Source organism: Micromonospora phytophila (genome assembly GCF_023656545.1).
In the GTDB taxonomy this organism is placed as follows: Bacteria; Actinomycetota; Actinomycetes; order Mycobacteriales; family Micromonosporaceae; genus Micromonospora; species Micromonospora phytophila.
This window is the reverse complement of sequence record NZ_JAMOKF010000189.1, coordinates 1-10,949: the sequence shown is the minus strand read 5'-3', so window position 1 is coordinate 10,949 and position 10,949 is coordinate 1. Positions and strand designations below refer to the sequence as shown.

The following is a 10,949-nucleotide window of genomic DNA, read 5'->3' as shown; positions in this document are numbered from 1 at the left end:
ACGGCCTGGTCGGCGCGGCGACCGGTCCCGGCAGCCCGCGCGGTCGCGCGGGGCGGTGGGCGGCCCGGTCAGCGGCGGCGGACCGCCTCCTCGACGAGGTCGAGGACCGGGCCGAGGTCGCCGGCGGGCCGGCCCATCGCCAGGTGCAGCCCCAGGCCGTCGTAGGCGAGTTCGAGGAACTGGGCCAGCACGTCGATTGGCACGTCCTCGCGGAGCACGCCGGCGTCCCGTTGGCGGGCCAACCGGTCGCGGGTCGCCTCCGCGATCGCGGCCGACCGCTCCGCCCACCGCTTGGCGAACGCCGGGTCGGTGCGCAGCCGCCGGGAGACCTCCAGCTGGCTGCCCAGCCATCCCGTGGTGTCCGGGGAGATCGAGCGCGCCAGCAGGTCCCGCATGACCTGGACCAGACCGTTGCGGGCCACCGTCTCCACCATGACCGCGGCGTCGTCCTCGGCCACGGCGAGGAAGAGCGAGTCCTTGTCGCGGAAGTGGTGGAAGATCGCGCCCCGCGACAGCTGGGTGGCCTCCTCGAGCCGGCGCACCGTGGCGCCCTCGTAGCCGTGCCGGGCGAAACACGCCCGCGCGGCGGCGAGGATCTCCTGCCGGCGCGCGTCGAGCTGGTCCTGACTTACTCTGGGCACGGCACGATCGTGTCAGGTCACCCCGCGTCACGCAAACCGTACGTACGGCTTGCGAGGCCGGCACGAGTGATCATCCATGGCCGGCGCTCCGGTTACGATCGGCCGGTGACGCCACCCCCCGCCGCCGCCGCGGTCCCCGCCGCACCGCTGACCGTCGCCGCCGTGCAGGCCCAGGCCGTTCCGGGAGAGGTGGCCGACAACGCGGCGACCGCCGCCCGGCTGGTCCGCCGGGCCGCCGAGCGGGGCGCCCGGGTGACCGTGCTGCCGGAGCTCTTCCTGCCCGCGTACCACCCGCCGACGCTGGCCGCCGATCCCGCCGGCACCGACGTCGTGGCCGACCCGGAGACCGCCGTCGACGACCCGCGGCTGGACCCGCTGCGCGCCGCCGCCCGCGACGGCGGCAGCGTCGTGGTCGTCGGCGCGGCGGTCCGGCGCCCGGACGGCCGGCGGACGATCTCCTCGCTGGTGGTCGACCGGGCGGGCGACGTCCGCGTCGGATACGACAAGCAGCAGCTCTGGGGCGGCGAGCGGGAGCTGTTCGACCCCGGTGACCGGGGCGCCACGCTGCTGCTCGACGACTGGCGGCTCGGGCTCGGCATCTGCTACGACGGCTGCTTTCCCGAGCACGGCCGCGCCGCCGCGGCCGACGGGGCGCACGGCTACCTCTGCCCGAGCGGCTACCTGGCCGGCTCCGAGCACCGCCGCGACCTGTACTACGCCGCCCGCGCCCTGGACAACACGATGTACGTGGTGTTCGCCAACGCCGTCGGGGGCGCCGACCCGTGGCGGTTCAACGGCGGCGCGGCGGTCTACGACCCGGAGGGCCGGCCGCTGGCGCGCGGCGCGGACACCGGCGAGGAGGTACTGGTCGTCGCCCTCGACCCGGTCGCCCTCGCGGCCACCAGGGCGGCCCACTCCATGCTGCTCGACCGCCTTCCCGACCAGGGGCTCACCCGTTCGTCGCTGCCGGCCTGACGGACGTCGGGAGACCGCTCGGCCCTGTCGGCGGGCCACCGCAGTCCCGTAAGGTGCCCGAGTGCCGCTGCTCCTGCTCGACCTGGACAACACCCTGCTCGACCGGGCCGGCCCGTTCCGCGCCTGGGGAGAGCGCTTCCTGGACAGCATCGGCGCCCCGGCCACGGACATCGACTGGCTGCTCTCCATCGACGCCGACGGGCTGACCGACCGGTGGGACATCGCCGACGCCATCCGCGACCGGTACGGCCTGCGGATCCCCTCCATCGACCTGGTCGAGGAGCTGCACGACGGTGTCGTGGCGAACACCCGGCTCGATCCGCTGGTCGCCTGCGCGCTGCGGATCGCCGACGACGCCGGCTGGGTGCCCGTGGTGGTCAGCAACGGCGCGGTACGCCAGCAGGACGCCATCATCCGGCGGACCGGGCTGGACCGCTTCGTGGCCGACTGGGTGATCTCCGAGGAGGCCGGGGTGAGCAAGCCCAACCCGAGGATCTTCGCGCTGGCCGCCCAGCGGGCGCGGATGCCGCTGCGCGGGGCCTGGGTGGTGGGCGACAGCCCGGAGGCGGACATCGGAGGCGCCACCGCGGTCGGCCTGCCCAGCGTCTGGCTGCACCGGGGGCGTACCTGGACGGACAGCCGCTTCGCGCCCACCCGCACGGTGGACGGCCTGATCGCCGCCGTCGCCACCGTGCTCGGCGCCTGAGCGCCCCGCGACAGCCCGTCCCGTCGATCTCCCGTCGCCGCCTTCGGACAGGGAGGGGCGGCGGGCTGCGGAAATTCGGTTGACCGGGGCGCGGTGGCGGCGTGAGCATGGTCGCGCATCGTGCACCCGGGCGTGGGCCCGGTCGAGGAGAGGGGGTCGGTCATGGCCGTCTTCGCAGGTCACTTCCACCTGCCTCCATCAGCCTCGAGCAAGGGATCACCACCGCAGTGCGCGATCACGACCTTCCGGCGCCCGAGCGCCGTACCCGCGGCAAGCGCCGCTTCGACGACGACGAACCGTTCCTGCTGAAGCGCGGCCGGGCCAGCGCGCCCGCCGCCGCCGACCTTGACGCCGAGCCGGGCCCGGAGCCGGACCAGGAGGAGCCCTGGTCCTCCTGGGACGACGCCGTGCACGGCCCGCAGCCCCACCCGGACTGGCTGGTCACCGAGCTGGCCGCGAAGGACACCGAGCTCGGCGTGCTCAAGACCGGCAAGGAGGCGGACGTCCACCTGCTCCGCCGGGCGGTGCCCGGCACCGACCGGTCCTGCCTGCTCGCGGTCAAGCGGTACCGGGACGCCCAGCACCGGCTGTTCCACCGCGACGCCGGCTACCTGGAGGGGCGCCGGGTCCGCCGGTCCCGGGAGAACCGCGCGATGGCCGGCCGAACCGCCTTCGGCCGGCAGATGATCGCCGGGCAGTGGGCGGCGGCCGAGTTCGACGCGCTGGCCCGGCTCTGGGAGATCGGCGCCCGGTACGGCACGATCACCGTCCCCTACCCGGTGCAGCTGCGCGGCACCGAGCTGATGCTGGAGTTCCTCGGCGACCCGGACGAGGGGCAGGCGGCGCCCCGGCTGGCCCAGTTGCGGCCGGAACCGGCGGAGCTGCGCGAGCTCTGGGCGCAGCTGGTCGACGCCCTGGTCGTGCTCGCCCGGACCGGCTTCGCGCACGGCGACCTGTCGCCGTACAACCTGCTGGTGCACGCCGGGCGGCTGGTCCTGATCGACCTGCCGCAGGTGGTCGACGTGGTGGCCAATCCGCAGGGGCCGGAGTTCCTGGCCCGCGACGTGCGGGTGGTCGCCACCTGGTTCGTGGCCCGCGGGCTGCCGGCGGCGGAGGCCGACCCCGCCGCGCTGACCGCGCTGCTGCTGCGGGAGGCGGGCCTGCGCTGAGGGCGGCGTCCCGGGTGGTCACGAGGGCCGCCCGGGACAGCGGTCACTGGAGGTAGCGCTCCACCTCCGGCTTGGGGCGCATCCCCTGGGCGTCCGGGTCGCCGTGGGTCTGCCGGGCGGCCCGCCGCCGGCGCAGCAGGTCCCAGCACTGGTCCAGGGACTCCTCCAGGGCGCGCAGCCGCTCGCGGGCGTCGTCGTCGGTGCCCGACTCGTTGGCCTGCGCGTCGGAGCGCAGCCGGTGCTCCTCGTCGACCAGCTCGGAGATCCGGTTCAGGATGGTCTTGTCGTCCATGACCCTGAGCCTGGCACAGGGGGCCCGGACGCGCCCGGATTCGCCTGCCGTGGCGCCGGCCCGCCCCCGTCGTCCCGGGCGTTCGGGTAGGTTGCCGAGCCATGATCCCGACCGTGCGGGTCTGCGGGCCACGAGACGCGGCGGCGGTGGCCGACCTGCTCCGGGGCACCGCCGCTGACCAGGTGGTCACGCCGGAGGTGATCCGGTGGCTGCTGACCGGCCGGCCGGCGGCGGAGCGCTTCGGGATACTGGTCGCCGACGCCGGTGACGAGCTGGTCGGCGTCGCCCGGACCGGCCTGCTGCACGAAAGCGCCGAACCGGGGCTCGGCTTCGTCAACCTCGCCGTGCGCCCGCGGCGGCGGGGCCGCGGCGTCGGGTCGGCCTTGCTCGGCGCCGCGCAGGAGCGACTCGTCGCGCTCGGCGTGCGTCGGGCGTACGCCCGGGTGGTCGACGAGGTCGCGGCGGTGTCCTTCGCCGAACGGCGCGGCTGGCGGCCCGGCCGGCGGTCGCTGTGGCTGCGCCTGGAGCTGGCCACGGCGGCGTTGCCGCTGTCCCCGGCGCCGCCGCCGGGCGTGCGGTTGTGCGCCGCCGCCGACCTGGCCGATCCGCGCCCGCTCTACGAGGCGGACCTGGCCGCCGCGGCGGACGAGCCGGGCGACGTCGGGATGGACGCGATCAGCTACGCCGACTGGCGGGCCGCGTACTGGGACCGTCCGGACCTGGACCGGGACCTCACGACGGTGGCCGTGGCGGACGGGTCGGTGGTGGCGTTCAGCGTCGCGCTGACGGATGGACGGGACCGCTACCAGTCCGGGATGACCGGCACCCGGCCCGGTTGGCGCGGCCGGGGCCTGGCCCGCCTGGTCAAGCACGCGTCGCTGCGGGCCGCGCGGGCGGCCGGCTACCGGCAGGCCCTCACCCTGAACGACGCCGGCAACGACGTGATGCTCGCCATCAACGAGTGGCTCGGCTACCGGACCGTGGCCGCCGAGCACCGCTACCTGCGGGATCTGCGGCGCTGAGGCTTCCCACCGACGTCCTTTATGGACGATACGAATGTCAGGCATGAAAATTTCTCTTGCCGCGACTAGAGAAAGTTGTCGCCGCAATGAGATGCTGCACCGGAAATTGACTCCACACAGTCGATCCGACACGCACCGTGCCTGAAAGGGGTCCAGCAGGTGGCAGCGCCCCACATCACGCCGGTCCACACCCGACGAGCGGGTTCCGTTCCGCTCCGCCACGTGGTACCCAACCTGCTCCGGGATCCAGCAAGCGCTCTGGTCGAGTTCGGCGAGCGATCGCAGGGCGAGGTGGTGAAGCTCAACCTCGGTTCCTTTCGCCCCTACCTGATCACCCGCCCGGAGCACCTGCAGCAGGTCCTGCGGGAGAAGTCAGCCAACTACGTCCGCGCCGGCGACGGCCTCCAGTGGCGCCCGCTGAAGCGGCTGTTCGGCGAGGGCATCCTCAGCGACGGCGAGTACTGGTCGAACAGCCGACACATCCTCCAGCCGCTCTTCACCGCCCGCCGCATCGACGGGCTGGTGGACCGGCTCGCCGAGGCGATCGAGGACGCCGTCGACGAGCTGGACGCGCCGGCCCGGTCCGGCCAGCCGGTGGACATGGGTGCCGAGCAGGCCCGGATCGTCTGCTCCGCGATCATGCGGGTCTTCTTCGCGGACAAGATCTCGGTGCCCGAGGCGATGCGGATCATGGAGGCGCAGGACGCCATCGCCTGGTCGGTGATGCCGCGCATCATGGTGCCGTGGGCCCCGCTGGCCGTGCCGATGCCCGGCGACCGGGCGTTCCGTCGGGCCGTCCGGCTCATCGACGAGCTGCTGCTGCCGATCGTCCGGTCGTCCCGGGAAACCGCCGAGTCCGACGGCGACGACATCATCGCCACCCTCTGGCGGGGGCGCACCGAGGACGGGGGCCGGCTCGACGAGCGCCAGGTCCGCAACGACACCGTCGCCATGGTGGCGACCACCACCGAGACCACGATCAGCGTGCTCACCTGGCTCTGGCCGCACATCGAGCAGGACCCGCAGATCGCCGAGCGGCTCTACGAGGAGATCGACCGGGTGGTCGGCGGCGCGCCGGTCCGCCGGGAGCACCTGCGCGAGCTGCGGTACACCCGGCAGGTGCTCGACGAGCTGCTGCGGCTCTACCCGATCGGCTGGCTCTTCCCGCGCCGCGCCGTGGAGGCCGACGTCATCGGCGGAGTGGGCATCGAGGCCGGCGCCACCCTCGTGGTCAGCCCGTTGATCACGCACCGGATGTCGACGTTCTGGGACCGGCCGGAGGTCTTCGACCCCGACCGGTTCGCCCCGGAGCAGGTCCGCAACCGGCACCGGTACGCCCACTTCCCGTTCGGCGGCGGGCCGCACCAGTGCATCGGCATGCACCTGTTCTACCTGGAGGCGATGCTGATCGTGGCCACGGTGCTGAGCCGGTTCCGGTTCCGCCTACAACGGCCGGCGATCCCCGGCATCAAGGTGGCCGCCGCGCTGCGGCCCCTCGACCGGGTCGAGGTGACCCTGCAGCCGGTCCGGGAAGTCTCCGCATGATCGTCGATCACGCATCGCCGCCGGTGCCCGGCGGGGATCAGATGACGCTCGCCGCCGAGCAGGGTCGGATCTGCGCACTCGCCGCGAAGGGTCAGCGCGACCTGGCCGAGCTGGCCGCCGCGTACCCCGAGCTCTTCCCGCCCCGGCCGTTCGACCCGGCGCTGTTCGCGAACGTGGCGATGGCGATCGCGTTCGGCGCCCCCTGGTGCGATGTCGCGCAGCTGCGGATCACCAACCGGGCGGTGCTCTGGGGTTTCGCAGTCGACTGGCTGGTCGACCACGAGGCGAAGTCCCGCGACGACATCGACCGGCTGACCGCGGCGTGCCTGGCCGTGGCGGACGGCGCCGACCCGGCCGACGACGACCCCCTCGGCCGCTTCCTGGCCGAGCTGCGGGACGAGCTGGCCGCCGTGCCGGCGTACGCGGCCCACGGTGGCGTGTGGCGCGACGAGCTGCGCAGGGTGCTCGACGCCATGGCGCGGGAATGGGACTGGAAGCAGGCCGCCGAAACGCGGCCGCCCACCCTCGACGAGTACCTGGCCAACGCCGCCAACCTGGCCTGCACGGTGGTCAACGTCGTGCACTGGATCCACTCCGACGACCCGGCCACGCTCGCCCACCTCGGCCCCCTCGTCACGGCCAGCGACGAGGTGCAGCGGATCCTCCGCCTCGTCAACGACCTCGGCACCTACGAACGCGACCTGCGCTGGGGAGACCTGAACGCCCTGCTGCTGGTGCCCGACCGCGCCCAGGTCGAGCGCCGGATCGCCGAGCTGGTGGCGCACGCCCGCGAGCTGCTCGACCCACTACGCGAGAGCTGCCCCGTGCAGGCCGACTACCTGGCCCGGCAGATCGGGTTCAGCAGCGGCTTCTACCGGTCGACCGACTTCTGGGGAGCGCTGTGACCGCGCCGCCTTTCACCGCCGCCGCCTGGACCGAGTCGGACGTGGCCGGCGCGGCACGGGAATTGCTCGCCGCGATGGTGCTGGAACCGGCGGGCCGGGTCACTCCTTCGGTGTACGAGACCGCTCGGGTCGTCGCCGACGCGCCCTGGCTGACCGGTCACGGCCAACGACTGGCGTACCTGCTGGGCAGCCAGCGGCGCGACGGAGGCTGGGGCGCGGCGGGCGGCTACGCCGTGGTGCCGACGGTGAGCGCGGTGGAGGCGTTGCTCGGCACGCTGCGGACGGGCGGCGGGGGCGGCGGGGGCGAACCGTCCCGGGCCGAGCTCGCCGGCGCGGCCGGGCGCGGGCTGGCCACGTTGTCCGGCTGGCTCGCCCAGGGACCGTCCCTGCCGGACACCCCGGCGGCCGACCTGATCGTGCCGGCTCTGGTCGAGCGGATCAACGACCACCTCGCCTGGTTCGCCCGGCGGCCCGACGCGGGGTTCGACGGCCCGCTGCGCGCCCTGCCCGCCGTGGACCGCCGGCGGCTCGACGCGCTGCACGGGCTGCTGGCCGCCGGGCATCCGGTGCCGCAGAAGCTGCTGCACGCCTTCGAGGTGCTCGGGCCGGTCGCCCGACGCCACGGCCAGGTCTCGCCGGTGGCCGGTGCCGTGGGCGCCTCACCGGCGGCCACCGCCGCCTGGGTGGGCGACCCGCAGACGCCCGGCGCGGACCCGGCCGCGCTGGCCTACCTGGAGGAGTCGGTGGGTCGGCCCGGGGGCGCGGTGCCCTGCTGCACGCCCATCACCGTCTTCGAGCGGTCCTGGACGCTGAGCAGCCTCGCCCGGGCGGGGGTGCCGGTCCGGGCGGCGCCGAAACTTCTCACCGAGTTGGCCGCCGCGCTCGGACCGGAGGGCACACCGACCGGACCGGGGCTGCCGGCCGACGCGGACACCACCTCGGTCACCCTCTACGCCCTGGCCCGCCTGGGCCACCCGGTGGATCCGGCGAGCCTGAGCCACTACGACCTGGGCAGCCACTTCTGCACCTGGCAGGGGGAGGACGGGCACTCGGTCACCACCAACGCCCACGTGCTGGAGGCGCTGGGCTGGCATGCCCGGCACACCGCGTCGGGCGCGAGCCGGTACGGCGCGCGGGCGGCTGCGCTCGCCGGATGGCTGCGCGACGAGCAGCGGTCCGACGGGCGCTGGGCCGACCGCTGGCACGCGTCGCCGTACTACGCCACCTCGTGCGCCGTGACCGCCCTGCACGGGTACGCGCCGGCCAGGGTCGCCGGAGCCGCCGTGGACCGTGCCGTCGACTGGGTTGTCTCCAGCCAGCAGGCGGACGGGTCGTGGGGGCGTTGGTCGGGGACGGTCGAGGAGACCGCGTACGCCCTTCAGGTGCTGCTCGGGGTGGACCGCCCGGCGCGGCCCGGCGTACGGGAGGCGGTGCGTCGGGGACTGCACCACCTCGCCGAGGCGGACGGCCGCCGCGACGATCCACCACTGTGGCACGACAAGGACCTCTACACCCCCGTGTTGATCGTGCGTGCCGCGATCACGGCGGTCCGGCAGCTCGCGCTGACCAGATCGGACCTGGTGGGCCCGGGTGCCCGGGCGGCCGACCGGCCGACGTCCGACAGTTCCATGATCAGGAGCGCTTGAGTGATGCTCCGGACGCTGCTAGCGTGCGCCGGGGTCGATGCGCGCGGCGTGCGTATCTGACTGATGGATCACACAGGCCATGCCAGGGACGGTGTAATGGGTTCCCGCAGTTCGAATCTGCGTAACAAGGTTGTTGCCCTGCTCGCCTCGCTGGTCGCGCTCTGGGGCTTCACAGCCTGGGTGACCGTCCGCGATGGAGTGAACCTGATCGGCGTCCAGGCGCTGGACACCAAGGTCTTCGACCCGACGGAGCCGCTGCTGCTGCAGTTGCAGCTGGAGCGCAGGACGTCGCTGACCTACCTGGGGCGGCCCGACGACGGGCAGCGTGCGGCGCTGGCTGAGGTGCGGCAGCGCACCGACCAACTGGCGGCGGACTTCAAGGAGTCCACCGACAGCTGGCAGGTCGCCACGCTGGGCAGCGACACCCTCGACCAGCGCATCGACGGGCTGGTCGACGGGCTGGAGGCGCTCGACGTCACCAGAGCCGCCGTGGACGACAAGAGCATCGACCGGGCCGAGGCCAACGGCACCTTCACCGGGCTGATCGAATCGATCTACCGGGTCTACGACGCCCTCGGCAATCTCGACGACGAGCAGGTCGCCGAGGACACCGCCGCGCTGATCGGCCTCAACCGGTCCCGGGAGATGCTGGCCCAGGAGGACGCACTGCTCGCCGGCGTGCTGGCCGCCGGCCGGATCACCCCCGCCGAGCAGGCGCAGTTCACCCGCATCGTCGGCGCCCGGCAGTTCACCGCCACCCAGGCGCTCGTCCGCCTCCCCGCCGCCGACCAGCGCCGCTACGACGAGATGTCCGCCGGCGCCACCTTCCGCCGGCTCACCGAGCTGGAGAACCGGCTCATGCTGGGCGACGGCGACGGCCGGCCGCCGCTCACCACGGCGGAGTGGAACGACACCACCGCGCCCGCGCTGATCCAGATCAGCGACGTCGTGCTGGCCGGTGGTGACGACGTGGTCGAGCGGGCCACCCCGGTCGCCATCGGCGTCATCGTCCGACTGGTGCTGGCCGCCGGTCTCGGCCTGCTCGCCGTCGTCGCCTCGATCGTCGTGTCGATCACCACCGCGCGGTCCCTGGTGCGTCAGTTGGAGCGGCTCCGCGACGCCGCCTTCCGACTCGCCAACGAGCGCCTGCCCGGCGTGGTGGAGCGGCTCGGTCACGGCGAGGAGGTCGACGTCGCCAAGGAGGCGCCGCCGCTGGAGTTCGGCAACGACGAGATCGGTCAGGTGGGCAAGGCGTTCAACGCCGTGCAGGAGACCGCCATCCGCACCGCCGTCGAGCAGGCCGACCTGCGGCGCAACGTCCGTGAGGTCTTCCTCAGCCTGGCCCGGCGTACCCAGGCGCTGGTGCACCGCCAGCTCACCCTGCTCGACGCGATGGAGCGGCGCGAGCACGACGCGGAGGAGCTGGAGGACCTGTTCCGGGTCGACCACCTGGCCACCCGGATGCGGCGCAACGCGGAGAACCTGATCGTGCTCTCCGGCTCCACGCCCGGCCGGGCCTGGCGGCGCAACGTGCCGATGGTCGACGTGGTCCGGGGCGCGGTCGCCGAGGTCGAGGACTACACCCGGGTCAACGTGCTGCCCCTCGGCCCGGTCTCGCTGACCGGCCGGGCGGTGGGCGACATCATCCACCTGCTCGCCGAGCTGATCGAGAACGGCTTGTCGTTCTCGCCGCCGCACACCACCGTCGAGGTGCGTGGGCAGATGGTGGCCAACGGCTTCGCCATCGAGATCGAGGACCGCGGTCTCGGCATGGGCGAGGAGGACCTCGCCGCCGCGAACCACCGGATCGTGGACCGGTCGGAGCTGAACCTGGCCAACGCCGCCCGGCTCGGGCTCTACGTGGTGAGCCGGCTGACCGAGCGGCACGGCGTGCGGGTGCAGCTGAAGGAGTCGCCGTACGGCGGCACCACCGCAGTCGTGCTGATCCCGGGCGAGCTGGTCACCGCCGACGACGCGGACCCGAACGTCTCCGGCGGCTTCCCGGCCGGTACGCCGGCCCTCGCCGGCCCGGTGGCCGCGACGCCGGG

The 10,949-nt window shown here is 74.0% G+C and carries 10 protein-coding genes; 8 read left to right on the top strand and 2 right to left on the bottom strand.

Annotation, left to right across the window (positions count from 1 at the left end; all coding sequences use genetic code 11):
• Positions 1 to 68: 68 nt before the first annotated feature.
• A complete protein-coding gene (locus tag NCC78_RS20495) occupies positions 69 to 641 on the bottom strand; it encodes a TetR/AcrR family transcriptional regulator (protein WP_250796340.1) in 573 nt (190 codons plus the stop codon).
• 105 nt (positions 642 to 746) lie between these two features.
• Here NCC78_RS20495 and NCC78_RS20490 point away from each other — a divergent pair, with 105 nt between their 5' ends.
• The 3 genes from NCC78_RS20490 to NCC78_RS20480 all read left to right on the top strand — a co-directional run bounded on the left by NCC78_RS20490 (position 747) and on the right by NCC78_RS20480 (position 3,491).
• A complete protein-coding gene (locus tag NCC78_RS20490) occupies positions 747 to 1,616 on the top strand; it encodes a carbon-nitrogen hydrolase family protein (protein ID WP_250796338.1) in 870 nt (289 codons plus the stop codon).
• Positions 1,617 to 1,677: 61 nt separating this feature from the next.
• Positions 1,678 to 2,322: an HAD family hydrolase gene (locus NCC78_RS20485; protein ID WP_250796336.1), complete on the top strand. Its 645-nt coding sequence runs from the start codon at positions 1,678 to 1,680 to the stop codon at positions 2,320 to 2,322.
• Between the two features lie 227 nt (positions 2,323 to 2,549).
• Positions 2,550 to 3,491 (top strand): serine protein kinase RIO, encoded by a 942-nt coding sequence (locus tag NCC78_RS20480; protein ID WP_250796335.1) that lies wholly within the window; start codon positions 2,550 to 2,552, stop codon positions 3,489 to 3,491.
• Between the two features lie 43 nt (positions 3,492 to 3,534).
• Here the strand turns inward: NCC78_RS20480 and NCC78_RS20475 are convergent, their stop codons facing one another.
• Positions 3,535 to 3,783, bottom strand: a complete 249-nt coding sequence (locus NCC78_RS20475) for a DUF2630 family protein (RefSeq protein WP_250796334.1) — start codon at positions 3,781 to 3,783, stop codon at positions 3,535 to 3,537.
• Positions 3,784 to 3,884: 101 nt separating this feature from the next.
• Here NCC78_RS20475 and NCC78_RS20470 point away from each other — a divergent pair, with 101 nt between their 5' ends.
• From NCC78_RS20470 to NCC78_RS20450, 5 genes are all read left to right on the top strand, one after another.
• A complete protein-coding gene (locus NCC78_RS20470; protein WP_250796333.1) occupies positions 3,885 to 4,805 on the top strand; it encodes a GNAT family N-acetyltransferase in 921 nt (306 codons plus the stop codon).
• Positions 4,806 to 5,027: 222 nt separating this feature from the next.
• Positions 5,028 to 6,350, top strand: coding sequence for a cytochrome P450 (locus tag NCC78_RS20465; protein WP_250796332.1), 1,323 nt, complete (start codon positions 5,028 to 5,030; stop codon positions 6,348 to 6,350).
• Positions 6,347 to 7,255: a terpene synthase family protein gene (locus tag NCC78_RS20460; RefSeq protein ID WP_250796331.1), complete on the top strand. Its 909-nt coding sequence runs from the start codon at positions 6,347 to 6,349 to the stop codon at positions 7,253 to 7,255. Before NCC78_RS20465 ends, NCC78_RS20460 begins: the two co-directional genes overlap by 4 nt.
• On the top strand, positions 7,252 to 8,901 hold the full coding sequence (locus NCC78_RS20455; RefSeq protein ID WP_250796330.1) for a prenyltransferase/squalene oxidase repeat-containing protein: 1,650 nt from the start codon (positions 7,252 to 7,254) through the stop codon (positions 8,899 to 8,901). Before NCC78_RS20460 ends, NCC78_RS20455 begins: the two co-directional genes overlap by 4 nt.
• A gap of 96 nt (positions 8,902 to 8,997) precedes the next feature.
• Positions 8,998 to 10,949 (top strand): sensor histidine kinase (locus tag NCC78_RS20450; protein ID WP_250796329.1); only part of this gene is annotated, 1,952 nt, incomplete at its 3' end.

Coding starts and splice junctions, on each gene's coding strand:
- NCC78_RS20470 (WP_250796333.1), top strand. CDS start 3,885: ATGATCCCGACCGTGCGGGTCTGCGGGCCACGAGACGCGGCGGCGGTG.
- NCC78_RS20475 (WP_250796334.1), bottom strand. CDS start 3,783: ATGGACGACAAGACCATCCTGAACCGGATCTCCGAGCTGGTCGACGAG.
- NCC78_RS20460 (WP_250796331.1), top strand. CDS start 6,347: ATGATCGTCGATCACGCATCGCCGCCGGTGCCCGGCGGGGATCAGATG.